The organism is Streptomyces exfoliatus (genome assembly GCF_000725545.1).
GTDB classification, from domain to species: Bacteria; Actinomycetota; Actinomycetes; order Streptomycetales; family Streptomycetaceae; genus Streptomyces; species Streptomyces exfoliatus.
In genome coordinates this window covers 45,623-68,080 of record NZ_JNZP01000022.1, presented here as the reverse complement: position 1 = coordinate 68,080, position 22,458 = coordinate 45,623, and the positions used below count along the sequence as shown (strand labels likewise).

Annotated in this window: 21 protein-coding genes; 13 read left to right on the top strand and 8 right to left on the bottom strand. The window is 72.6% G+C overall.

Annotation, left to right across the window (positions count from 1 at the left end):
* Both IO20_RS0125505 and IO20_RS0125500 read left to right on the top strand, forming a co-directional pair.
* The gene (locus IO20_RS0125505) at positions 1–1,215 is read left to right on the top strand and encodes an acetyl-CoA C-acetyltransferase (RefSeq protein ID WP_030554041.1); all 1,215 of its coding nucleotides are present in this window, start codon (positions 1–3) and stop codon (positions 1,213–1,215) included.
* Positions 1,216–1,254: 39 nt separating this feature from the next.
* On the top strand, positions 1,255–3,429 hold the full coding sequence (locus IO20_RS0125500; protein WP_030554040.1) for a 3-hydroxyacyl-CoA dehydrogenase NAD-binding domain-containing protein: 2,175 nt from the start codon (positions 1,255–1,257) through the stop codon (positions 3,427–3,429).
* On the opposite strand, the gene IO20_RS0125495 is transcribed toward IO20_RS0125500, so the two are convergent.
* Entirely contained in the window at positions 3,416–4,153 is a 738-nt protein-coding gene (locus IO20_RS0125495; RefSeq protein ID WP_030554038.1) for a MerR family transcriptional regulator, read from the bottom strand. The two genes, IO20_RS0125500 and IO20_RS0125495, sit on opposite strands and share 14 nt — an antisense overlap.
* A 122-nt stretch (positions 4,154–4,275) precedes the next feature.
* Between IO20_RS0125495 and IO20_RS0125490 the strand changes: the two genes are divergently transcribed.
* Positions 4,276–4,758 (top strand): macro domain-containing protein, encoded by a 483-nt coding sequence (locus IO20_RS0125490; RefSeq protein WP_030554036.1) that lies wholly within the window; start codon positions 4,276–4,278, stop codon positions 4,756–4,758.
* 92 nt (positions 4,759–4,850) lie between these two features.
* The gene (locus IO20_RS0125485; protein WP_030554035.1) at positions 4,851–5,345 is read left to right on the top strand and encodes a hypothetical protein; all 495 of its coding nucleotides are present in this window, start codon (positions 4,851–4,853) and stop codon (positions 5,343–5,345) included.
* A 9-nt stretch (positions 5,346–5,354) separates the two neighbouring features.
* Here the strand turns inward: IO20_RS0125485 and sph are convergent, their stop codons facing one another.
* A complete protein-coding gene (gene sph, locus IO20_RS0125480) occupies positions 5,355–6,344 on the bottom strand; it encodes a sphingomyelin phosphodiesterase (RefSeq protein ID WP_030554034.1) in 990 nt (329 codons plus the stop codon).
* 170 nt (positions 6,345–6,514) lie between these two features.
* Between sph and IO20_RS0125475 the strand changes: the two genes are divergently transcribed.
* Both IO20_RS0125475 and IO20_RS0125470 read left to right on the top strand, forming a co-directional pair.
* A complete protein-coding gene (locus IO20_RS0125475) occupies positions 6,515–7,000 on the top strand; it encodes a F0F1 ATP synthase subunit B family protein (RefSeq protein WP_030221450.1) in 486 nt (161 codons plus the stop codon).
* Between the two features lie 95 nt (positions 7,001–7,095).
* Positions 7,096–8,022: an oxygenase MpaB family protein gene (locus tag IO20_RS0125470; RefSeq protein ID WP_245685042.1), complete on the top strand. Its 927-nt coding sequence runs from the start codon at positions 7,096–7,098 to the stop codon at positions 8,020–8,022.
* A 25-nt stretch (positions 8,023–8,047) separates the two neighbouring features.
* Here IO20_RS0125470 and IO20_RS0125465 read toward each other — a convergent pair whose 3' ends face one another.
* Complete coding sequence (locus tag IO20_RS0125465) at positions 8,048–9,589, bottom strand: M1 family metallopeptidase (RefSeq protein WP_030554030.1); 1,542 nt, start codon at positions 9,587–9,589, stop codon at positions 8,048–8,050.
* A 225-nt stretch (positions 9,590–9,814) separates the two neighbouring features.
* Here IO20_RS0125465 and IO20_RS0125460 point away from each other — a divergent pair, with 225 nt between their 5' ends.
* From IO20_RS0125460 to IO20_RS0125450, 3 genes are all read left to right on the top strand, one after another.
* Complete coding sequence (locus IO20_RS0125460) at positions 9,815–11,857, top strand: Xaa-Pro dipeptidyl-peptidase (protein ID WP_051874659.1); 2,043 nt, start codon at positions 9,815–9,817, stop codon at positions 11,855–11,857.
* Positions 11,854–13,173: a M14 family metallopeptidase gene (locus IO20_RS0125455; RefSeq protein ID WP_078946148.1), complete on the top strand. Its 1,320-nt coding sequence runs from the start codon at positions 11,854–11,856 to the stop codon at positions 13,171–13,173. Before IO20_RS0125460 ends, IO20_RS0125455 begins: the two co-directional genes overlap by 4 nt.
* A gap of 118 nt (positions 13,174–13,291) precedes the next feature.
* Positions 13,292–13,594, top strand: coding sequence for a hypothetical protein (locus IO20_RS0125450; RefSeq protein WP_030554025.1), 303 nt, complete (start codon positions 13,292–13,294; stop codon positions 13,592–13,594).
* Between the two features lie 89 nt (positions 13,595–13,683).
* Here IO20_RS0125450 and IO20_RS0125445 read toward each other — a convergent pair whose 3' ends face one another.
* Positions 13,684–14,643, bottom strand: a complete 960-nt coding sequence (locus tag IO20_RS0125445) for an FAD-dependent oxidoreductase (RefSeq protein ID WP_030554024.1) — start codon at positions 14,641–14,643, stop codon at positions 13,684–13,686.
* Positions 14,644–14,725: 82 nt separating this feature from the next.
* Here IO20_RS0125445 and IO20_RS0125440 point away from each other — a divergent pair, with 82 nt between their 5' ends.
* The 4 genes from IO20_RS0125440 (at position 14,726) to IO20_RS0125425 (ending at position 18,102) form a co-directional block, all read left to right on the top strand.
* Positions 14,726–15,232 (top strand): hypothetical protein, encoded by a 507-nt coding sequence (locus IO20_RS0125440; protein ID WP_030554022.1) that lies wholly within the window; start codon positions 14,726–14,728, stop codon positions 15,230–15,232.
* A 106-nt stretch (positions 15,233–15,338) separates the two neighbouring features.
* Positions 15,339–16,976 (top strand): ABC-F family ATP-binding cassette domain-containing protein, encoded by a 1,638-nt coding sequence (locus tag IO20_RS0125435; protein ID WP_030554020.1) that lies wholly within the window; start codon positions 15,339–15,341, stop codon positions 16,974–16,976.
* On the top strand, positions 16,976–17,704 hold the full coding sequence (locus IO20_RS0125430; RefSeq protein WP_030554019.1) for a 2-phosphosulfolactate phosphatase: 729 nt from the start codon (positions 16,976–16,978) through the stop codon (positions 17,702–17,704). Before IO20_RS0125435 ends, IO20_RS0125430 begins: the two co-directional genes overlap by 1 nt.
* Positions 17,701–18,102 carry a hypothetical protein gene (locus IO20_RS0125425; RefSeq protein WP_030216119.1) on the top strand — a complete coding sequence of 134 codons (402 nt, stop codon included), beginning with the start codon at positions 17,701–17,703 and terminating at the stop codon, positions 18,100–18,102. The genes IO20_RS0125430 and IO20_RS0125425 overlap by 4 nt, the downstream gene beginning before the upstream one ends.
* Positions 18,103–18,202: 100 nt before the next feature.
* Here the strand turns inward: IO20_RS0125425 and IO20_RS0125420 are convergent, their stop codons facing one another.
* The 4 genes from IO20_RS0125420 to IO20_RS0125405 all read right to left on the bottom strand — a co-directional run bounded on the left by IO20_RS0125420 (position 18,203) and on the right by IO20_RS0125405 (position 22,427).
* Positions 18,203–18,652, bottom strand: a complete 450-nt coding sequence (locus tag IO20_RS0125420) for a DUF2690 domain-containing protein (protein WP_030554017.1) — start codon at positions 18,650–18,652, stop codon at positions 18,203–18,205.
* A 64-nt stretch (positions 18,653–18,716) separates the two neighbouring features.
* A complete protein-coding gene (locus IO20_RS0125415; RefSeq protein ID WP_030554015.1) occupies positions 18,717–19,169 on the bottom strand; it encodes a DUF2690 domain-containing protein in 453 nt (150 codons plus the stop codon).
* A gap of 136 nt (positions 19,170–19,305) precedes the next feature.
* On the bottom strand, positions 19,306–19,824 hold the full coding sequence (locus IO20_RS0125410; RefSeq protein ID WP_030554014.1) for a DUF2690 domain-containing protein: 519 nt from the start codon (positions 19,822–19,824) through the stop codon (positions 19,306–19,308).
* A 146-nt stretch (positions 19,825–19,970) separates the two neighbouring features.
* Positions 19,971–22,427, bottom strand: a complete 2,457-nt coding sequence (locus IO20_RS0125405) for a Tex family protein (protein ID WP_030554012.1) — start codon at positions 22,425–22,427, stop codon at positions 19,971–19,973.
* Positions 22,428–22,458 lie beyond the last annotated feature (31 nt).

Genomic DNA, 22,458 nt, shown 5'->3' with positions numbered 1-22,458 from the left:
GTGAGCACCGAAGCGTACGTGTACGACGCGATCCGCACCCCGCGCGGACGCGGCAAGGCCAACGGCTCCCTGCACGGCACCAAGCCGATCGACCTGGTCGTCGGCCTCATCAGGGAGATCCAGGCCCGTAACCCCGGCCTCGACCCGGCCGCCATCGACGACATCGTCCTGGGCGTCGTCGGCCCGGTCGGCGACCAGGGCTCCGACATCGCCCGCATCGCGGCCATCGCCGCCGGGCTTCCCGACACCGTCGCGGGCGTGCAGGAGAACCGCTTCTGCGCCTCCGGCCTCGAAGCGGTCAACATGGCCGCGATGAAGGTCCGCTCCGGCTGGGAGGACCTCGTCCTCGCCGGCGGGGTCGAGTCCATGTCCCGCGTCCCGATGGCCTCCGACGGCGGCGCCTGGTTCGCCGACCCGATGACCAACCTGGAGACCAACTTCGTCCCCCAGGGCATCGGCGCCGACCTCATCGCCACCATCGAGGGCTTCAGCCGCCGGGACGTCGACGAGTACGCCGCCCTCTCCCAGGAGCGCGCCGCCGCGGCCTGGAAGGACGGCCGCTTCGCCCGTTCCGTCGTGCCCGTGAAGGACCGCGCCGGGCTCACCGTCCTCGACCACGACGAGTTCCTGCGTCCCGGCACCACCGCCGACTCCCTCGCCCGCCTCAAGCCCTCCTTCGCCGACATCGGCGAACTCGGCGGCTTCGACGCCGTCGCGCTGCAGAAGTACCACTGGGTCGAGGAGATCGACCACGTCCACCACGCGGGCAACTCCTCCGGCATCGTCGACGGCGCCTCGCTCGTCGCCATCGGCTCCAAGGAGGTCGGCGAGCGCAACGGACTGACCCCGCGCGCGCGGATCGTGTCGGCCGCCGTCTCCGGCTCCGAGCCGACGATCATGCTCACGGGCCCCGCCCCCGCCACCCGCAAGGCGCTCGCCAAGGCCGGCCTCACCATCGACGACATCGACCTGATCGAGATCAACGAGGCGTTCGCCGCGGTCGTGCTGCGCTTCGTCAAGGACATGGGGATCACCCTGGACAAGGTCAACGTCAACGGCGGCGCCATCGCGCTCGGCCACCCGCTCGGCGCCACCGGCGCGATGATCCTCGGCACCCTCGTCGACGAGCTGGAGCGGCAGGACAAGCGCTACGGCCTGGCCACCCTCTGCGTGGGCGGTGGCATGGGCATCGCCACCGTCGTCGAGCGCGTCTGACCGTCCCGTCCGCACCCCTCTTACGGAGAAGCAGCAGCCATGAGCGAGAGCACCACCATCCGCTGGGAACAGGACGAGACCGGGATCGTCACCCTCGTCCTCGACGACCCCGACCAGTCCGCCAACACCATGAACCGGGCCTTCCGGGCCTCCATCATCGCCGTCGCCGACCGCGTGGAGGCCGAGAAGGACTCCATCCGCGGCATCATCTACACCTCCGCCAAGAAGACCTTCTTCGCGGGCGGCGACCTCAAGGACATGATCCAGGCGGGCCCCGAGCACGCCCGGGACATCTTCGAGGCCGGCCTGGAGATGAAGAACGCGCTGCGCCGCATCGAGACCCTCGGCAAGCCGGTCGTCGCCGCGATCAACGGCGCCGCGCTCGGCGGCGGCTACGAGATCGCCCTCTCCTCCCACCACCGGGTCGCGCTCGACGCCCCCGGCTCCAAGATCGGCCTGCCCGAGGTCACCCTCGGCCTGCTCCCCGGCGGCGGCGGCGTCGCCCGCACCGTACGCCTCATGGGCATCACCGACGCCCTGCTCAAGGTGCTGCTCCAGGGCACCCAGTACGCGCCGAAGCGCGCCCTGGACAGCGGCCTCGTCCACGAGCTGGCCGCCACCCCCGAGGAGATGATGGCCAAGGCCATCGCCTTCATCGACGCGCACCCCGAGTCCCGCCAGCCCTGGGACGTCCCCGGGTACAAGATCCCCGGCGGCACCCCGTCGAACCCGAAGTTCGCCGCCAACCTGCCCGCCTTCCCGGCCAACCTGCGCAAGCAGCTGAACGGCGCGCCCTACCCGGCGCCCCGCGCCATCATGGCCGCCGCCGTCGAGGGCTCCCAGGTCGACTTCGCGACCGCCCTGACCATCGAGTCCCGCTACTTCACCGAGCTGGTCACCGGCCAGACGGCGAAGAACATGATCCAGGCGTTCTTCTTCGACCTCCAGGCCGTCAACTCCGGCGCCAGCCGCCCCCAGGGCGTCGACGCCCGGCCGGTCCGCAAGGTCGCCGTCCTCGGTGCCGGAATGATGGGCGCCGGCATCGCGTACTCCTGCGCCCGCGCCGGCATCGAGGTCGTCCTCAAGGACGTCTCCGCCGAGTCCGCCGCCAAGGGCAAGGCGTACTCCGAGGCGCTGTGCGCCAAGGCCGTCTCCCGCGGCCGCACCACCCAGGCGAAGGCCGACGCGCTCCTCGCCCGGATCACCCCGACCTCCGAGGCGGCGGACCTGGCGGGCTGCGACGCGGTCATCGAGGCGGTCTTCGAGGACACCGCGCTCAAGCACAAGGTGTTCCAGGAGATCCAGGGCGTCGTCGCGCCCGACGCGCTGCTCTGCTCCAACACCTCGACCCTGCCGATCTCCGTCCTCGCCGAGGGCGTGGAGCGCCAGACCGACTTCATCGGCCTGCACTTCTTCTCGCCCGTCGACAAGATGCCGCTCGTCGAGATCATCAAGGGCGAGCGGACCGGCGACGAGGCCCTGGCCCGCGCCTTCGACCTCGTCCGGCAGATCAACAAGACGCCGATCGTCGTCAACGACTCGCGCGGCTTCTTCACCTCCCGGGTGATCGGCCACTTCATCAACGAGGGCGTCGCCATGCTCGGCGAGGGCATCGAGCCCGCCTCGATCGAGCAGGCCGCCGCCCAGGCCGGCTACCCCGCCAAGGTCCTCTCCCTCATGGACGAGCTGACCCTCACCCTGCCGCGCAAGATCCGCAACGAGAGCAAGCGGGCGATCGAGGAGGCCGGCGGGACCTGGACCACGCACCCGGGCGAGGCCGTCATCGACCGCATGGTCGACGAGTTCGGGCGGACCGGGCGGAGCGGCGGCGCGGGCTTCTACGAGTACGCGGAGGACGGCAGGCGCGGCAAGCTCTGGCCCGGCCTGCGCGAGCACTTCGCCAAGCCGGGGTACGAGATCCCGTTCCGGGACATGCAGGAGCGGATGCTCTTCGCCGAGGCCCTGGACACCGTCCGGCTCCTGGAGGAAGGCGTCCTGACCTCGGTCGCCGACGCGAACATCGGCTCCATCATGGGCATCGGCTTCCCGGCCTGGACGGGTGGCGTGCTGCAGTACATCAACGGCTACGAGGGTGGTGTCGCCGGATTCGCGGCACGCGCGCGTGAGCTGGCCCGGACGTACGGCGAGCGCTTCACCCCGCCGGCCCTCCTGGTGGAGAAGGCCGAGCGCGGCGAGGTCTTCAGCGGCTCCTGAACGCCGTCCTCAGCTCCTCGCTCAGCGAGCGCTGGAAGGCCGTGAGGAGGGCCTGGACCACCATCGGCTGCATGTGGGCCGAGAGCGACTTCATCGCGCTCAGGTGGTCCGGGTCCTCCCCGCTCTCCCGGTACGGGCTCCACACCTCGTCCCGGAAGAGCCGGGAGAGCTCCTGGGCGGCAGCGCGCGCGTGCTCCAGGAGGACGGTGCGGGAGGCGAGGATCGTCTCGTGCTCGATGGGCACGTCGAGCAGCTCGACGCCGAGCCGCAGCAGCGCCCCGTCGAGGCGGTACGTGTCCTCGTCGGCGGTCCGGTCGAGCACCCCCATGGCGGCCAGCCGGTCCACGTCCCGCTCGGTCAGCGCCCGTCCGGCCCGCCGCTCCAGCTCCCGCCGCGTGATGGACTCGGCGGACTCGGGCGCCCAGGAGGCCACCAGGGCGCGGTGGACGGCGAGGTCCTGGGCGCTGAGGTCGTCCGGCAGCTGCTCGAAGTACCGCTCGATCGCCGCGAGCGTCATCCCCTGCCGCTGCAGCTCCTCGATCAGCGCGAGCCGCGACAGATGGTCCTGCCCGTAGTGCCCGACCCGCCGCGCGCCGATCACGGGCGGCGGCAGCAGCCCCCGGGTCCCGTAGAACCGCACGGTCCGCACCGTGACCCCGGCCCGCGCGGCCAGCTCGTCGACGGTGAGACTGGTCCCGTCCCCCTCGCCACTCCCGACGCCCATCCGAGGTGCCTCACTTCCCTGCCACCGACCCGCCGGTCCGGATCGCTTGAACAGTATTGCTGTCTCACCAGCTGTGTAAAAGAGTGGCGGTGTTGTCGGTGGCGGCGCGTAGCGTGATCGACATGAACGGGATCACCTACGTCCGGGGGGACGCGACCTCGCCGCGCGGCAAGGGCGTCAAGATCATCGCGCATGTCTGCAACGACCTCGGCGGCTGGGGCAGGGGGTTCGTCGTGGCGGTCTCCCGCCGCTGGCCCGAGCCGGAGGCGGCCTACCGCCGCTGGCACCGGGAACGGGCGCGCAACGACTTCGGCCTCGGGGCCGCCCAGCTGGTGCGGGTCGAGCCGTACGTCTGGGTGGCCAACCTGGTGGGGCAGCGGGGCATGCGCACCGGGCGCAGCTCCGGAGCACCCGTGCGGTACGAGGCGATCGACGCCGCACTCGGGCTGCTCGCGGACAGGGCGATCGAACTGGAGGCCTCCGTGCACATGCCGCGCATCGGCTGCGGACTCGCCGGGGGGCGCTGGGACCGGGTCGAGCCCCTGGTCGTCGGGCGTCTGGTGGACCGGGGGATACCTGTCACCGTGTACGACTTCGGCGCGTAAGGGGCGCAGGGGTGGGGTGTGGTCGGCGCCGCGGAGGGCGGGAGCTAGAGTCGGCCGCTGTTCGGAGCGGGGCAGGGGAACAGGGGAGTCAGATGTACACGCAACTCCGGGAGACGGCCACGGAATTGGCCCGACTCCTGTGGCGGGAGCACACCGTCTACCGGGAGCGGGGCGGCGGTGTGGTGATCCGCGGCGAGCACGTGGGCCGCTGGATCAGTCTCGGTCCCACCGGGGGCAAGGATCAGGCACTGCTGCGCGCCGGGCGGCTCCTCGACGGCGGGACCACCGCCCCGGCCCGGACCGAGGTGGTCGTCGACCTGACCGCCGGGACGGCCGAGCTGGCGGCGGTCTGCCGCAGCCTCCTCGCCGATGTGGCCGCGGCCGTCGAGCCGGTCCCCGCACCGTCGGGGCGGCGGCAGGGAGCCGGGAGGAAGCAGGAGAAGCCGGACCGGGCGGCGGGCGCCGCCCGACCCGGCCGGCCCCGCAAGGAGCGGCACACGAGCCTGGGCTCGTTCGTCGTGCTGCTCTGTGTCGCCGGGGTTTTCGGTGTCTGGCTCTACAGCCTCTTCGGCAGGTCCGGGTACTGAGCCGGTCGGCTAGAAGCCGGTGACGGGGTAGTGGTCGGAGAGGTTGGTGTACGTGTAGCGCGTGCCCCAGCTGGAGACCGACCAGGGAGCGCTCTGCTCCAGGACCACGTGGTTGGTCCAGCCGGCGGGGCGGGCGTTCCCGGCCCGGAAGAGGACGTAGTCGAGGTCCTCGCGCGGGTCGTCCGGGTAGCGCTCGGAGGCGATCGAGTTCAGCTCGGTGTCGAAGGAGTACGGGTGGCCGGTGCGGGCGTCGGCCCCGGCCAGGCCCGCGTCGGCGAGCATCGTGGCGTACTCGGCCGTGCGGGAGTCGACGTTCATGTCGCCGGCGACGATCACCTGCTCGTTCGCCGGGATGTTCTTGGCGTCGAGGAAGGCGTCCATCGCCTTGAACTGGCGGCTGCGCATCTGCGCCGCCTCGCCCGCCGAGCAGCCCGGGTCGGTGGACTGGGCGTGGGTGCCGACGACGTGGACCCGGCTGCCGTTCACGTCCAGGACGCTGTAGACGAAGCCCTTGTTCGAGTACCAGTCGGCGCCGCAGGCGTCCTTGTAGACGTACTGCTCCTTGCGGACGATCGGCCACTTGCTGAGGATCGTCACACCGCCGTCCTCGGGCGTGGTCGCGGAGTAGGCCCCGCCGGTGGCGTCCCAGCCGGTCTTGCCGCGGCCCATGACGGGCGTCTGGTGCGGGTACTGCGCGGCGGCGTTCGCCTTGAGCGCCTCGGAGGAGGAGTTGTCGAAGGCCTCCTGGACCACGACCACGTCCTGCCCCTGGAAGAAGGAGGCGGCGGGGATCGCCCGGGCCCGGTGGTCCTGGCCCCAGTTCGGGTAGAGCGTCTTGGAGAACAGGAACGCGTTGTACGAGAGGACCTTCAGCCGCGGGGTCTCGGCGGCCGTGGTGGAGGAGGCGGTCGCGCCCGGAGCGGTCGCGGCCAGGGTGGCGGCGGCGAGCGCGAGCGAAAGGACGGCGCCGGGGGTACGGCGGAGCGCGGCGAACGGCACGTGAACTCCCATGAGGGTGTGGGGGGTTGACCTGGCGCGGCACATACAATCAGCCGTGGTTACCTTCCGGTAGCCTTTGGGTGCCGGGAATCTTGCCGGGTCCGCACAAGCGCGCCAACTCTCCTCCCGTTGTCTGATTTGTCGTGTTTTGGTCCAGGTAGAATGCGCGCATGACCCTCGCGAACTCGCAGATCTTCAAGACGGACCTCGGTCCGCTCAACCCCGTCTGGGCCGAGCTCATCCTCGGCCTGGTCGTGTTCGGATTCACCTTCCTCGTCCTGGCGAAGGGCATCCTGCCGAAGATCCGGCGCACCCTCGACGAGCGCGAGGACGCCATCGACGGCGGCACCGAGCGCGCCGACGACCTGCGCTCCGAGGCCACCCAGATCCGTGAGCAGTACGAGGCCGAGCTCGCCGAGGCGCGTCACGAGGCCGCCCGTATCCGCTCCAAGGCCGTCGAGGAGGGCTCGGTCGCCATCGCCGCCGCCCGCGCCGAGGGCAACGCCGAGCGGGAGGCCATCCTCGCGGCCGGTGCCGAGAAGATCGCCGCCGAGCGCGCCGCCGCCGAGCGCGAGCTCACCGCGGACGTCGACGCGTGGGCCCACGCCCTCGCCGCCCGCATCGTCGGCGAGCCGGTCGGTGCCGACCGCGCCTGACCCGTACTCCCCGGAAGGGGCCGTCACCAGGGCCGCAGCGCCCGGGTGACGGCCCCTTCGTCGTGGGTGGCAGCCTGGAGTGTGAGGAGAAGCCCATGGAACGCGTGAATCCCGTCGATCCCGTCGGTCCGATCGATCCCGTCGATCCGGTCCGGCCTGCCGATCCGGTCGGTCCCGTCGATCCGGTGCCGCCGCCCGTCGGCGGGGTGCTGTGGACCGTCGCGGGCGACATCCGGGCACTCCTGATGCTGCCCGCCGCCCTCACGATGCAGGTCGCCCACCCCGCGATCGGCGCCGGCGTGGACGCGCACTCCGTCTTCCGGACCGACCCCTGGGGCCGCGGCGAACGCTCCCTGCGTTCGGTCCAGCTGTGGATCTACGGCGGCGAGGAGGCCGCACGCGAAGGACGCCGCCTCCGGGAACTGCACCGCACCATCCAGGGCACCGACGCCCACGGGCGCCGCTACCACGCCCTCACCCCCGCCTACTACTCCTGGGTGCACGCGACCGGCTTCCCCGTCTATGCCTGGGGCCTGCGCCTCCTCGCCCGCCCCCTCACCGAGGCGCAGGAACGGCAGCTGTACGCCGAGTGGCTCCAGGTCGGACGGATCCTCGGCATCCACGACCGGGACATGCCCGCGACGATCGAGGAGTTCTGGCCGTACTACCGCAAGGTCCTCGCCGAGGAGCTGGAGGCGACCGTCGTCGTCCGGGAGCTGCTCGACCCCGACCAGCCGGTGCCGGCCCCCGACCGCGGCCCGCTGGCGCTGCGGCTCGCCCTCCGGCTGCTCTGGCCCGTCCTGCGCCGCCCGTTCCTGCGGCTGCGCGCGTTCCTCACCGTGGGCCTGATGCCGCCGGACGCCCGGGAGGTCATCGGGCTGGAGTGGACGGACGCGCAGGAGCGCACCCTGCGCCGGTTCGCCCGGGTGGTCAGGGTCGTGGTCCCGGTCCTGCCGGAGCGGCTGCGCTATCTGCCGCTGGCCCGGAAGGCACGCGCGGCCGCCCGCCGCGCGAAGCGCTGACGGACGGCCCCGGTCGCCGGACCGCTCAGTGCGCGTGGCCGTGCTCCCCGGTCTCGTGGATCGTGTTCGTCTCCGCGATCTTCTTCCACGACTTCGGCTGCACAGGCTTCGGCTGCGCGGTCTCCGGCGCGGCCGACCGCGCGGCCGGAGCGGACGGACCGGCCGTCGCCGCCGTCGACGCGGACGGCTTCGACGGCTGGTACAGCCAGGTGTCGAAGAGCCCCGCCAGCGGCTTGCCGGAGACCCGCTCCGCGTACCGGACGAAGTCGGCGACCCGCGCGTTGCCGTAGGCGAACTCCTGCGGCCAGCCCTTCAGGATCGCGAAGAAGTCCTCGTCGCCGATCTCGTTGCGCAGCGCCTGGAGCGCCAGCGCGCCGCGGTCGTAGACGGCGACGTGGAACTGGTTCTCGGCGCCCGGGTCGCCCGGCTTCACCGTCCAGAACGGGTCCTCGGCCGTCCGGGTGGCGTACACGTAGTCCGCCAGCTCCTGCGCGGTGCCCTCGCCCTCCTTCTCCGACCAGAGCCACTGGCTGTAGCGGGCGAAGCCCTCGTTGACCCAGATGTCCTTCCAGTCCTGGACGGACACGCTGTCGCCGTACCACTGGTGCGCCAGCTCGTGGACGACCACGGACACGTTCGCGCCGTTGGCGAACTGCCGCGGGCTGTAGAACGGCCGGGTCTGCGTCTCCAGGGCGAAACCGCTGGTCACGTTCGGCACGTAGCCGCCGAGGGAGTTGAAGGGGTACGGCCCGAAGACCGACTCCAGCCACTCCGCGACCTCGGTCGTGCGCTCGATCGAGGCGCGCGCGGCGCCCGCGTTGTCGCCGAGGTCCTTGCTGTACGCGTTGAGGACCGGCAGCCCGTTCGCCGTCCTGTCCGTCGTGATGTCGAACTTCCCGACGGCGAGCGTGGCGAGATAGGTCGCCTGCGGCTTGTTGGAGCGCCAGTTGAAGCGGGTCCAGCCCAGGCGCGAGGACTGCGACTGCAGCACGCCGTTGCTGATGGCCTGGTGGCCGTCCGGCACCGAGACGGAGACGTCGAAGGTGGCCTTGTCGAGCGGGTGGTCGTTGGACGGGAACCACCAGACGGCCGAATCCGGCTCCTGCGCGGCGACGCCGCCGTCCGGGGTGCGGGCCCAGGCGGTCCAGCCGCCGACCTTCACCTCGGAGGGCTTGCCCGCGTAGCGGACGACGACCGAGATCGCCTTGTTCTTCTCCAGCGGGGTGGCCGGGGTGACCTCCAGCTCGTGGTCGCCCGAGGCGGTGAACTTCGCGAGCCTGCCGTTGACCCGTACCTCACTGACCTTCAGGCCGAGGTCGAGGTTGAACCGGGACAGGTTCTGCTTGGTGGTGGCGACGATCGTCGCCGTGCCCTCCAGGAGGTCCGTGGCGGGCTGGTACTTCAGGCGCAGGTCGTAGTGGGAGACGTCGTAGCCGCCGTTGCCACTGGTGGGGTAGTAGGAGTCGCCGATGCCCGGGGCCCCAGGGGTGAAGTCGGCCGCCGATGCCGGGATCGCCAGCAGCAGGGAGGCCGCGAGGGCGCTCGGAACGATGATTCTGCGGTGCACAGGTACTCCCCAAGTCATAAGACACGTAAGACGCGCGGGTGGTCGTCGGTCCTTAGCTCGAACCCTATTCAGCACCCCGACGCACCGTCACGTCCAGAGGACCCCCTGTCACATGATCGCCATTCGGCCGACATGAACCCGTCCGTCCCGGGGATCACCCCGAATCACCCCTGATTCCCTCCGGCGCTCTTTTGCACGGGAGTTGACCGGGGTACGTTCCCGCCCATGCCGATGCGAACGCGGAGAACCCGCGGAGTGCGCCTGCCGTACGGAACCCTCGTGGCCGCGGCCACCGCCGCCCTGCTCGCGACCCTCGTCCCGCCCGCCGTCGGACAGCCGGAACCGTTCGCGCTGTCGCGGACCGCCGCGCCCTCCACCGCCTCCGTGCGGGAGTCCCTGCCCGTCCACTCGTACGCCGACGCCATCCGCGAGTCCGTCTGGGTCGACACCGGCCTCGACGGTGACGGCGACGGCCGCGCGGACCGGGTCGCCGTCGACATCGTGCGCCCCCGGGAGACCGCCGCGGCCGGCCGGCGGATCCCGGTCGTCATGGACGCCAGCCCGTACTACGCCTGCTGCGGGCGCGGCAACGAGGGACAGAAGAAGACCTACGACGCCGAAGGGAACCCCGTCCAGTTCCCGCTGTTCTACGACAACTTCTTCGTCCCGCGCGGCTACGCCTTCGTCGCCGTCGACCTCGCCGGCACCAACCGCTCCGACGGCTGCGACGACGTCGGCGGCCGCTCCGACGTCCAGTCGGCCAAGGCCGTCGTCGACTGGCTGAACGGCCGCGCCCGGGGCTACACCTCCCGAACGGGCGGCGCCCCGTCCCGCGCCGCCACCTGGAGCACGGGGAACGTCGGCATGATCGGCAAGAGCTGGGACGGCACCGTCGCCAACGGCGTCGCCGCCACCGGGGTCGAGGGACTGAAGACGATCGTCCCCATCAGCGCCATCTCCTCCTGGTACGACTACTTCCACTCCCAGGGCGCCCCGCTCTACGACGCCAACCCGAGCTGGCTCTCCGCCTACGTCAACAGCCCCGAGGCACGGGCCCGCTGCGGCGCCGTCCAGGACCGCATCACCGCGGGCACCCCCTACAGCGGCGACCGGACGGCGGCCTGGACCGAGCGCGACCACGTGCGGGACGCCGGGAAGGTCAAGGCGAGCGTCTTCGTCGTGCACGGACAGCAGGACCTCAACGTGCGCGCCAACCACTTCGGCCAGTGGTGGGACGCGCTCGCAGCCCACGGCGTCGAGCGGAAGATCTGGCTCTCCCAGACCGGCCACGTCGACCCCTTCGACTTCCGGCGCGCCGACTGGGTCCGCACCCTGCACCGCTGGTTCGACCACTACCTCCTCGGTTACGACAACGGCATCGACCGCGAGCCGGTCGCCGACATCGAGCGCGCCCCGAACCGCTGGACCACCGACCGGCACTGGCCGCCCGTCACCACCGCGACCACCACCCTGCGCCCCGCCCCCGGGGCCGCGGCGGGCCCCGGCGTCCTCGGCCGCGCCCCCGCCACGCCCGGCTCCACCGCGACCTTCACCGACGACCCGGGCCTCGGCGAGCTCGACTGGGCGGCCCGGATCGACAGCGCCACCCCGGAGAAGGCCGGGTTCGTCACCCGCCCCCTCTCCCGTGATCTGCGGATCTCCGGCTCCTCGAAGGTGACCGTGACCGCCACCCCGACGACCGCCACCGCGCATCTCTCCGCCGTCCTCGTCGACCTCGGACCCGACACGATCCGCGACTACGGGGCACCCGGCGAGGGCATCACCACCCTCACCGACCGCAGCTGTTGGGGTGTGAGCACGCCCGGCGACAGCGCCTGCTTCAAGGAGACCGAGGCCCGCACGACCGCCGTCGGACACACGGTCGTCAGCAGGGGCTGGGCCGATCTCGGCACCTGGGCCGACGCGGGCCGGGAGCGCCCGCTGACCCCCGGCAGGGCGTACACGATGACCCTCGACCTGGCCGCCACCGACCACGTCGTCCCCGCCGGGCACCGGCTCGCCCTGATCGTCGGCGGCACGGACAAGGGCCTGCTCGACCCTCCGTCGACCACCCCGACCCTCACGCTCGACCTCGCCAGGACCTGGGCGCGGGTGCCGCTGGTCGGCGGAGCCGCCGCCTTCGGCAAGGCCACGTCGGGCCGCTACCCGGCCCTGCCGCCCACCACCGCAGTGCCCTCCCCGAACGGCGCCACACCGCCCGCCGGCGTCGCAGGTCCCCGCCTCCCCGGATCAGGAGCCGCCCGATGAGCCGCCCGTCGACTCCCCGTTCCGCGCACCGCGGTTCGCGCCGCGCTCTCGCGCTCGTGGCGGGTGCCGCCGCCCTCGCCCTGCCGCTCGTCGCCGTTCCCGCCGGGACGGCCGGCAGCGCCCCGGCGAAGCCCCTCCCGCGCACCGGATTCGAGGTGAGCGGGGGTGCCCGGTGGACCACCGAGACCGAGGAGCGGGACTTCCTCGCGGCCGTCGACCGGGCGAGCGAGCGGGTGTCGCTGCGGGTCATCGGCACCACGGCGCGGGGCCGTCCGCTGCGGCTCGCCACGCTCGGGACGGGCCGCACCACCGTGCTGCTCGTCTGCAGCCAGCACGGGGACGAGCCCGCGGGCCGTGAGGCCTGTCTGAGCGTGCTGCGGGACCTCGCCCACGCCCGGGACCCGGAGACCCGGCGCTTCCTCGCACGGACGACCGTGCTCGTCGTTCCCACCGCCAATCCCGACGGCCGGGAGGCCGACACCCGGGGCAACGGCGACGGCGTCGACGTCAACCGCGACCACATCGCCCTGCGGACCGCCGAGGCGCGGGCGGTCGCCGCCGTCATCCGCGACCAGCGGCCCGAACTCGTGTACGACCTGCACGAGTACGGTGCCACCCCCCGCTACTACGACAAGGACCTGCTCGCCCTCTGGCCGCGCACCCTCGACGCCGACCCGCACGTCCACGACGAGTCCCGGACCCTCTCCGAGAGCTACGTCCGGCCCGCCGCCGCGCTCGCCGGCTACAGCAGCGGCATCTACGGCATCTGGACCGATCCCCTCACCGGCCGCCCCGTCAAGCAGGTCGCGGGCGACGGCCAGGAGCGGATCCTGCGCAACACGGCGGGGATCAAGCACTCCGCCGGCCTGCTCGTCGAGACCCGGGTCGACGCGCTCGACGAGGCCGAGCAGAACGATCCCGCACGCAACCACCGGCGCCGGGTCGCCACCCAGCGTGCCGCCCTGGAGGGCGCCTTCGCCTACGTCGAGGAGCGTCGCGGCCCCCTCACGGCAGCCACCTCCGCGGCCAGGAGCGCCGGATTCGCCGACCGGGGACCGGTGTTCCTCGGCGGCGCCGACAACGACCCGCCGGAGCCCGGGGAGATCATCGCCGACCCGCCGTGCGGCTACCGCCTGGACGCGGCGCAGTACGCCGAGACGGCGGACGAACTGGCCCTGCACGGCGTCACCGTCCGGCGGGAGGGCGCCGGGGCGCTCGTACCGCTCGGCCAGTCGCGGCGCGCGCTCGTCCCGCTGCTCCTGGACGCGCGGGCCACCTATCGCCTCGTCAGTGGGAGTCCTGTGAAGGAGTGTTGACGCCTCCGTGCCCCAGGGGCTTCGTGGCGGGCAGCAGTGGTTTGCCGGTGTAAAGTTACCCGCTGGTACTGACCATGCCTCGAACAGGTCCCCACGGCCTGGAAGTTGGAGAACCACCATGCGCCACACGAAGTCCGCACGCCGCGTCCTGCCGGCCCTGATCGCCACGACGCTGCTCGCCGGAAGCGTGCTGATCGGCCAGACGGTGACCGCCGAACCGGCGGCCGCCGGCACCATCACCTGCAACATCGAGAAGCTCCGGAGCGACGCCCGCAAGGAGCGCGACCGCGCCGCCCAGCTCAAGCGCCTCGGCGCCACGACGGAGGCGCGTCGGGCCCTCGCCCGCGCCGACGCCCTGGAGCGGCGCGCCCGCCAGTGCGCCGACGCGGACAACAACAACCGCCCGCCGCTCTGGAAGTAGCGACACGTGCGGGGCGGGTGCGGTCCGAAAGGGACCACACCCGCCCCGCGGCCGTCCCGGCCGCCCCCACCTGGGCCCGCGCCCGCGGTTCAGCCGGCCTCCACCAGCTCCGCCGCCCGTTCCGCGCAGCCCCAGGCCACCGTCACCCCCGCACCCCCGTGCCCGTAGTGGTGCACCAGACGCCCGCCGCCCGGCAGCGGCTCCGCCTCGATCCGCACCCCGCCCACCCGTGCGGGCCGCAGCCCCACCCGGTGCCCCAGCACCCGCGCCCGCGCTATCTCCGGCCGCACCCGCGCGCACCGCGCCACGATCGCCGCCGCCGTCGCCTCATCGGGCGCGAGCCGTTCGTCGTCCTCCTCGGCCGTCCCGCCGAGCACCAGCCGCCCAGGCTGCGGGAAGAAGTACGTCGTCTCGCTCGACCCGGCGTCCGCCGAGGTGAACCACTCCTCGATCCCCGGGTTCTCCACGATCACCAACTGCCCCCGCACCGGCCGCAGGCCGGGATCCGGTACGAGTTCCCGGGCAGCCGCACCGGTGCAGTCGACGACCACCCGCGCCAGGGCCGCCGCGGCGCCGAAGCCGGTGACCGTCCGCCGCTCGAAGACCCCGCCCGCCGCCAGGAACCGTTCCCGCAGCCACGCCAGATGGACCGGCATGTCGATCAGCGGCAGGCGCGCCGCCAGACCCACGTCGTACGGGCCCGGCACCTCCTCCGCCGCCAGCTGCCGAAGCCCCGGCACCTCCCGCGCCCAGGAGCCCAGACGATCCAGGGCGGTGTCCGCGTGGACCCCGGCCACCCACCGCACCCCCGTCCGCTCCGGCTCCGCGGCCAGCTCCCCGTACACCCGCAGCGAGGCCAGCGCCCACATCCCCGCGTCGGCCTCCGGCTCGATCCGGTACGGCCACCACAGCGCCCCCGCCACCGCCGAGGTCGTCGCCGTCACCTCGTCCCGCGACCAGACCCGTACCCGCAGCCCTCGCTCCGCGAGGGTCACCGCCGTCGTCAGACCGACGACCCCGCCACCCACCACGATCACGTCGCTCTCCATCCGCGGACCGTACCGGGACCGGGACATTTCCGGTACGGCTCAGCCATGGAACAGGGCCCCTGACCGGGGAATGCTTGGCTGCATGCCGGCCGCGTACACGACCCTCGACCTCGCCCCCGCCGCCCTCCCCGGCGGCACCCCTCCAGGGGGCTTCGCCCATCCCCGCTCCGACGCCCTCGACCTCGTCGTCGACGGCAGGCCGCTGCTCCACCGGCTCGACGAGGCCGAGGGCGCCGACGTGGTCTCGCCCCTGGCGGCCGACCTGCCGCCCGCGCTGCGCGCCGCGCACGTGCGACGGCTCCTCGACCCGACTCCCTCGCTCGCGGACGGCCGTCAGGTGATCTACTCCTGCCCCGACTGCGAGGACCTCGGCTGCGGAGCCGTCACGGCCGTCGTCGAGCGCGTCGACGAGGACGGGAGCGACGGCGAGGACGGTGACGACGGCGGGAGCGTCGTCTGGCGCGACTTCGCCTGGCAGACCGGGCCCACCGCGGACCCGGCCCGCGACGGCTACCCCGGCGTCGGCCCGTACCGCTTCCACGGCCCCACCTACCGCGCCGTCCTGCTGAGCCTCGGCGCGGGCTCCTGACGCCACGCGGACCGGATCTCCCGCAGGGCCCGGCCCCTGCCCGGCCCTGCGCCCCGAGCCCCGCGCCCGTGGGCAGGTCCTCACGTCGCCTAGGATTCGTTCCCTGATGACTGCAACCCTCGTCGCCAAGGACCTCGCCGCCGGCCACGGCGAACGCACCCTCTTCGCCGGGCTCGACCTGGTCGTCGCCCCCGGCGACGTCATCGGCCTCGTCGGCGTCAACGGCGCCGGCAAGTCGACACTGCTGCGGCTGCTCGCCGGCATCGACACCCCGGAGGAGGGAGAGCTCAGGCTCTCCCCGCCCACCGCCGCCGTCGGCCACCTCCCGCAGGAGCCGGAGCGCCGCGCGGGCGAGACCGTGCGCGAGTTCCTCGCCCGCCGCACCGGTGTCGCCGCCGCACAGGAGGCCATGGACGAGGCCACCCAGGGCCTCGTCGACGGCACCCCCGGCGCCGACGACGCGTACGCCCTCACCCTGGAGAGCTGGCTGAACCTCGGCGGCGCCGACCTGGACGAGCGCGCCGAGGAGGTCGCGGACTCCCTCGGCCTCACCGTCGGCCTCGACCAGCCGATGACCTCCCTCTCCGGCGGCCAGGCCGCCCGCGCCGGTCTCGCCTCGCTCCTCCTCTCCCGCTACGACGTCTTCCTGCTCGACGAGCCCACGAACGACCTGGACCTCGAAGGCCTGGAGCGCCTGGAGTCCTTCGTGAAGGGGCTGCGGGCCGGGACGGTCGTCATCAGCCACGACCGCGAGTTCCTCACCCGTACCGTCACCAAGGTCCTCGAACTCGACCTCGCCCAGCAGCAGATCACCCTGTACGGCGGCGGTTACGACGCCTACCTGGAAGAGCGGGACAGGGCCAGGCGGCACGCCCGCGAGGACTTCGAGGAGTTCGCGGGAAAGAAGGCGGCCCTCGAAGCGCGCGGCCACATGCAGCGGTCCTGGATGGACAAGGGCGTCAAGAACGCCCGCCGCAAGGCCACGGACGGTGACAAGCTCGGCCGCAACGCGCGCAGCGAGGCCAGCGAGAAGCAGGCCGCGAAGGCCCGCCAGACGCAGCGCATGATCGAACGCCTCGACGTCGTCGACGAGCCCCGCAAGGAGTGGGAGCTGCGCATGGAGATCGCGGCCGCGCCGCGCTCCGGCTCGGTCGTCGCGACCCTGCGGGAGGCCGCGGTGCGCCGCGGCGACTTCTCCTTCGGCCCCGCCACCCTCCAGATCGACTGGGCCGACCGGGTCGCCGTCACCGGGGCGAACGGCGCCGGGAAGTCGACCCTGCTCGCCGCCCTGCTCGGCCGGCTGGCGCTGGACTCCGGTGACGCGTTCCTCGGCTCGGGCGTCGTCGTCGGCGAGGTCGACCAGGCCCGCAAGCTGTTCCACGGTACGGAGACGCTCCTCGAGGCGTTCTGCGCGGCCGTGCCCGAGACGGAGCCCGCCGAGGTCCGTACCCTGCTCGCCAAGTTCGGCCTCAAGGCCGTCCATGTGATGCGGCCCGCCACCACCCTGTCCCCGGGCGAGCGGACCCGCGCCGCACTCGCCCTGCTCCAGGGCCGCGGTGTGAACCTGCTCGTGCTCGACGAGCCGACCAACCACCTGGACCTGCCGGCCATCGAACAGCTGGAGTCCGCGCTCGACTCGTACACCGGCACGCTGCTGCTCGTCACCCACGACCGGAGGATGCTGGACGCGGTCCGCACCACCCGCCGCATCGAGGTCGCGGACGGAAAGGTGACCGAACTCTGATGACGGTCTCCTTCGGCTGGGGCCCCGTGGAGGCGGGGGTCCTCGCCGCGCGGGCCGCCTGCGTGGTCGTGGTGGACGTGCTGTCCTTCACCACGGCCGTGGGCGTCGCCGTCGAGGCCGGCGCGGCCGTGCACCCGTACCGCTGGCGGGACGCGACGGCCCTCGCGTACGCGGAGAGCGTCGGGGCCGCCCTCGCCGTGGGCCGCCGTGAGGCGACCCCCGAGCATCCGTGGACGCTCTCCCCGGCCGCGTTGCGCACCGCCCCGATGCCGGAGCGTCTGGTCCTGCCCTCCCCGAACGGCTCCACCATCGCGGCCGAGGCCACCTCGTACGGCGCGACCGTCGTCGCGGCCTCCCTGCGCAACCACGCGGCCGTCACCCGGCTGCTTGTCGACCGGGGCTACGGCACGGCGGACCGCCCGCTCGCCGTCGTCGCCTCCGGCGAGCGGTGGCCCGACGGCTCGCTGCGCCCGGCCCTCGAAGACCTGCTGGGCGCGGGAGCGGTGCTCTCCGCCCTCGCCGGGACGCACACCCTGACCCCGGAGGCGACCGCGGCCGCCACGCTGTGGACGGCGACCGAGGACCCGGTCGCCGCCTTGCACGGCTGTGACTCGGGCCGTGAACTGTACGAGTACGGCTTTCCCCAGGACGTGGCCGTGGCCGCCGAGGTCGACAGCTCGACGACCGTCCCCGTCCTCGTGGACGGCGCTTTCCAGGAGGCATCATGACCGACCTACTGACCCGGCTGACCGAGATGCTGGACGATCTCGACGCGGACGTCGACGAGACGATCGACCTCGCCGACGAGATCGCGGCCTCGGGCGATGCCGGTCTCCTGCCCCGCCTCCAGGCCGAGCTGGACCGCGCCCTCACCGAACGGAACGCCTACGCCCGGGAACTCCTCGGTGGTGTCGTCGCCGCCATCGGCGGCCCGGACGCCCTCCCCACCCTGATCCGCGCCTCCGCCGTCGATCTCGGTGACGACCAGGACGGCCTGGCCGCCGAGATCGTCGACCTCGTCCAGGCGGACCCCGGGACGGCCCGCGGTCTCCTCCAGCCGCTCACGGAGGACGACGACCTCTCCGTCGCCAACCGGGCCGACTGGGCGCTGCGCTTCCTGCCGTAGCCGGGACGTAAACGAAGAGGCGTACGCGAAGAGGCGTACGCGAAGAGGCCACGGCCCGGTGGGCTGTGGCCTCGTTCACGCGGACGTGGGGGTCGGCGGTCTACCAGAAGGTGCTGCAGTCGACGTCGCCCGTGCCGGAGTCCTTGATGCAGACGCGGTAGTAGTAGCTGCCGCCGCCGAGCATGTTCGACCAGTCGCTGCCCGGGTTGGGGAAGGTGACACTGAGGCTGCGTATGAAGCCGGTGCCGGCGCCCGACCACTTCTCGATGTAGCCGTACTTGGGCCACCACTGGCCGCCGGAGGAGTCGGTGACGCGGACCCAGCCGGCCTGGCACGTGGAGGACCAGCGCAGCTCGGCCTTGAGGCCGCCGTCGGCGGTGGCGGTCCGATACGTCACGGCGCCGGCGTCGCAGCCCTGCGAGACGGGGCCGAGGTTGTCGCAGCCGGAGCCGGAGCAGCCGGCCGCGTACGAGGTGCCCGCGAGCGGGACCAGGGCCATGGTCATCGCCGCGGCCGCGACGCCCGCCATCTTGGCGATCATGCGCTTCATCTGCTGTTTCTCTTCTTCCGGGGGTGAGAAGTGGCTTCGTTCACGTGGACGCGCGGGCCGCGGTCTACCAGAAGGTGCTGCAGTCGACGTGGTTCGTGCCGGAGTCCTTGATGCAGACGCGGTAGTAGTAGCTGCTGCCGCCGAGCATGTTCGACCAGTCGCTGCCCGGGTCGGGGAAGGTGACCTGGAGGCTGCGCAGAAAGCCGCTGCCGTAGCTCGACCACTTCTCGATGTAGCCGTACTTGGGCCACCAGGCGTTGGGGCCCGACGGGTCGGTGACGCGCACCCAGGCCGCCTGACACGCGGGCGACCAGCGCAGCTCGGCCTTGAGGCTGCCGTCGGCGTATGCGGTCGCCTTGGTGACGGCGTCGCCGTCGCAGCTCTGGGAGACGGGGCCGAGGTTGTCGCAGCCGGCGCCGTAGCAGCCGGCGGCGTACGAGGTGCCGGCCAGCGGGACCAGCGTCATGGTCAGTGCGGCGGCGGAGACCGTGGCCATCTTGGCGAGGACGCGCTTCATCTCTTGTTTCCACCTTCGGAAGCAGGAACGGGATGCGGCCTCCGCGGAGGCCGGAGCCGATCATGGTTGCTTGGCATGCCCGCGTCAATGTCTGCTCGGATCGGCTGCCGATCGGCGGCGGTGCGGGGGTGGCGGTCTACCAGAAGGGGGTGCAGTCCACGTCGTTCGTGGCGGCGGGGTCGCTGATGCAGGCGCGGTAGTAGGCGGTGGGGCTGCCCAGCATGTTGGTCCAGTCCGTGCCCGGGTTGGGGAACGTCACCTGGAGGCTGCGCTGGAACCCGGTGCCGGCGCCCGACCACTTCTCGATGTGGCCGTACCGCTCCCACCACTGCTCACCGGTGGCGGTGACGCGGGCCCAGGCCGCCTGGCAGGTGGGGGACCAGCGCAGCTCGACCCTGAGACCGGAGTGGGTGCGGGACGTGGCGCTGCCCTTGGTGACGGCGTCGGCGTCACAGCCCATCGAGACGGGGCCGCGGTTGTCGCAGCCGGCGCCGTAGCAGCCGGCGGCGTACGAGGTGCCCGCGAGCGGGACGAGGGCCATGGTCATCGCGGCGGCCGAGACCGTCGCCATCTTTGCGATCGCGCGCTTCATGGTTGCTGGAACCTCCAGGAGCAGGAGCATCGTGCGCCCCCCGTGGAGGCCGAAGATGATCATGATGGCCTGTCCTGTGCGCGTCAATGGGCAAAACGGGCGACTCCGTGCGATGACCCGTTCACACCACGTCGTCCCCGTCGCCCTGTCCGGGCGTACGGGGACGACTCAGGCACTCCGGTCGGATGTCGCCTCCGACCCGTGCGTCCTTATCGGCGCTTCCCGCCGCCCTCGCCCAGGAGGCCGGCCTTGCGGAGGGCGTCGGCCATCGCGCTGTTGGCGGGCGCGGCGGCGGGGGAGCGGTCCCGGCCGCCCCGGTCGGACTGTCCGCCCCGGCCCGTGCCGGCCCCCTGGCCGCCCTGTCCGCCCTGGGTGTTCCGTCCGCCCTGGCCGCCCCGGCCGCCACCGCCCTGGCGCTGCTGCGGCGGCCGCCCGGAGCGGTCGCCACCCCGCTCGCCCCGCTCGCGCCTGGGCGCGCCGCCCTGGCCGTCCGTGCCCGCCTCGTCGTCGAGCCGCAGCGTCAGCGAGATCCGCTTGCGCGGGATGTCCACGTCCTGGACCTTCACCCGGACCACGTCGCCGGGCTTCACCACGTCGCGCGGGTCCTTGACGAACGTCCTGGACATCGCCGACACGTGCACCAGCCCGTCCTGGTGCACGCCGATGTCCACGAAGGCCCCGAAGGCGGCCACGTTGGTGACGACCCCTTCGAGGATCATGCCGGGCTCCAGGTCGCCGATCTTCTCGACGCCCTCCTTGAAGGTGGCCGTCTTGAACGCCGGACGCGGGTCACGGCCCGGCTTCTCCAGCTCGCGCAGGATGTCCGTCACCGTCGGCAGACCGAAGGTCTCGTCGACGAAGTCGTCCGCCCGCAGCGAGCGCAGCCTGCCCGTGTCGCCGATCAGCGCCGCGACCTCGCCGCCCGTCGCCTTCACCATCCGGCGCACCACCGGGTACGCCTCCGGGTGCACGGACGAGGAGTCGAGCGGGTCGTCGCCGTCCCGGATGCGCAGGAAGCCCGCGCACTGCTCGTACGCCTTCGGGCCGAGCCGCGCCACGTCCTTGAGCGCCCTGCGGGAGCGGAAGGGGCCGTTGGCGTCCCGGTGCGCGACGATGTTCTCCGCGAGGCCGGAGCTGATGCCGGAGACCCGGGAGAGGAGCGGCGTGGAGGCCGTGTTGACGTCGACGCCGACGCCGTTCACACAGTCTTCGACGACCGCGTCGAGGGAGCGCGAGAGCTTCACCTCGGCCAGGTCGTGCTGGTACTGGCCGACGCCGATGGACTTCGGGTCGATCTTCACCAGCTCCGCCAGCGGGTCCTGGAGCCGCCGGGCGATGGACACGGCTCCGCGCAACGACACGTCGAGGTCCGGGAGTTCCTGCGAGGCGAAGGCGGAGGCCGAGTAGACCGAGGCGCCCGCCTCCGAGACCATCACCTTGGTCAGCTTCAGCTCGGGGTGCTTGGCCAGGAGTTCGGCCGCCAGCTTGTCGGTCTCGCGGGAGGCCGTGCCGTTGCCGATCGCGACCAGCTCGACCGCGTGCTCCTTCGCCAGCCGTGCCAGCCGGTCCAGCGCCTGGTCCCACTTGTTGGCGGGCACGTGCGGATAGATCGTGTCGGTGGCCACGACCTTGCCGGTCGCGTCGACCACGGCGACCTTCACGCCCGTACGGAAGCCGGGGTCGAGGCCCAGCGTCGCCCGGGTGCCGGCCGGCGCGGCGAGCAGCAGATCGCGCAGGTTCGCCGCGAAGACCCGGACCGCCTCGTCCTCCGCCGCCGTCCGCAGCCGCAGCCGCAGGTCGATCCCGAGGTGGACGAGGATGCGGGTCCGCCAGGCCCAGCGGACCGTGTCCTGGAGCCACTTGTCCCCGGGGCGCCCCCGGTCGGAGACCCCGAAGCGGTGCGCGACGATCCCCTCGTACGAGGAAGGTCCCTCCGTGGGTTCCTCCGGCTCCAGGTCCAGGCTGAGCACGTCCTCCTTCTCGCCGCGCAGCATGGCGAGCACCCGGTGGGAGGGCAGGGCGGTGAAGGGCTCGGTGAAGTCGAAGTAGTCGGCGAACTTCGACCCCGCCTCCTCCTGGCCGTCCCGCACCTTGGCCACCAGCCGGCCCCTGCCCCACATCCGCTCCCGCAGGTCGCCGATGAGGTCGGCGTCCTCGGAGAACTTCTCGGCGAGGATCGCCCGCGCGCCCTCCAGGGCCGCGGCGGCGTCCGCGACGCCCTTGTCCGCGTTCACGAAGGCCGCGGCGGCGGCCGCCGGCTCCACCGACGGGTCGGCGAGCAGCCCCTCCGCCAGCGGTTCGAGACCGGCCTCGCGGGCGATCTGGGCCTTGGTCCGCCGCTTCGGCTTGAAGGGCAGGTAGATGTCCTCGAGGCGCGCCTTGGTGTCGGCGGCCCGGATCCGGGCTTCCAGCTCCTCCGTCAGCTTCCCCTGCTCGCGTACGGAGTCGAGGATCGCCGACCGGCGGTCCTCCAGCTCGCGCAGATAGCGCAGTCGCTCCTCGAGCGTGCGCAGCTGCGCGTCGTCGAGCATCTCCGTCGCTTCCTTGCGGTAGCGCGCGATGAACGGCACGGTCGAACCGCCGTCGAGCAGCTCGACGGCTGCCTTCACCTGTCGCTCGCGTACGCCGAGTTCCTCGGCGATCCTTGCTTCGATGGACGTCGTCACGGTGTCCCGACTCGCCTTCTCGTGCCTCAAG

Excerpts from the sequence above, each read along its gene's own strand:
- IO20_RS0125500 (WP_030554040.1), top strand. The coding sequence starts at position 1,255 with ATGAGCGAGAGCACCACCATCCGCTGGGAACAGGACGAGACCGGGATC.
- IO20_RS0125495 (WP_030554038.1), bottom strand. The coding sequence starts at position 4,153 with ATGGGCGTCGGGAGTGGCGAGGGGGACGGGACCAGTCTCACCGTCGAC.
- IO20_RS0125490 (WP_030554036.1), top strand. The coding sequence starts at position 4,276 with ATGAACGGGATCACCTACGTCCGGGGGGACGCGACCTCGCCGCGCGGC.
- IO20_RS0125485 (WP_030554035.1), top strand. The coding sequence starts at position 4,851 with ATGTACACGCAACTCCGGGAGACGGCCACGGAATTGGCCCGACTCCTG.
- IO20_RS0125475 (WP_030221450.1), top strand. The coding sequence starts at position 6,515 with ATGACCCTCGCGAACTCGCAGATCTTCAAGACGGACCTCGGTCCGCTC.
- IO20_RS0125470 (WP_245685042.1), top strand. The coding sequence starts at position 7,096 with ATGGAACGCGTGAATCCCGTCGATCCCGTCGGTCCGATCGATCCCGTC.
- IO20_RS0125460 (WP_051874659.1), top strand. The coding sequence starts at position 9,815 with ATGCCGATGCGAACGCGGAGAACCCGCGGAGTGCGCCTGCCGTACGGA.
- IO20_RS0125455 (WP_078946148.1), top strand. The coding sequence starts at position 11,854 with ATGAGCCGCCCGTCGACTCCCCGTTCCGCGCACCGCGGTTCGCGCCGC.
- IO20_RS0125450 (WP_030554025.1), top strand. The coding sequence starts at position 13,292 with ATGCGCCACACGAAGTCCGCACGCCGCGTCCTGCCGGCCCTGATCGCC.
- IO20_RS0125445 (WP_030554024.1), bottom strand. The coding sequence starts at position 14,643 with ATGGAGAGCGACGTGATCGTGGTGGGTGGCGGGGTCGTCGGTCTGACG.
- IO20_RS0125440 (WP_030554022.1), top strand. The coding sequence starts at position 14,726 with ATGCCGGCCGCGTACACGACCCTCGACCTCGCCCCCGCCGCCCTCCCC.
- IO20_RS0125435 (WP_030554020.1), top strand. The coding sequence starts at position 15,339 with ATGACTGCAACCCTCGTCGCCAAGGACCTCGCCGCCGGCCACGGCGAA.
- IO20_RS0125430 (WP_030554019.1), top strand. The coding sequence starts at position 16,976 with ATGACGGTCTCCTTCGGCTGGGGCCCCGTGGAGGCGGGGGTCCTCGCC.
- IO20_RS0125425 (WP_030216119.1), top strand. The coding sequence starts at position 17,701 with ATGACCGACCTACTGACCCGGCTGACCGAGATGCTGGACGATCTCGAC.
- IO20_RS0125420 (WP_030554017.1), bottom strand. The coding sequence starts at position 18,652 with ATGAAGCGCATGATCGCCAAGATGGCGGGCGTCGCGGCCGCGGCGATG.
- IO20_RS0125415 (WP_030554015.1), bottom strand. The coding sequence starts at position 19,169 with ATGAAGCGCGTCCTCGCCAAGATGGCCACGGTCTCCGCCGCCGCACTG.
- IO20_RS0125410 (WP_030554014.1), bottom strand. The coding sequence starts at position 19,824 with ATGATCATCTTCGGCCTCCACGGGGGGCGCACGATGCTCCTGCTCCTG.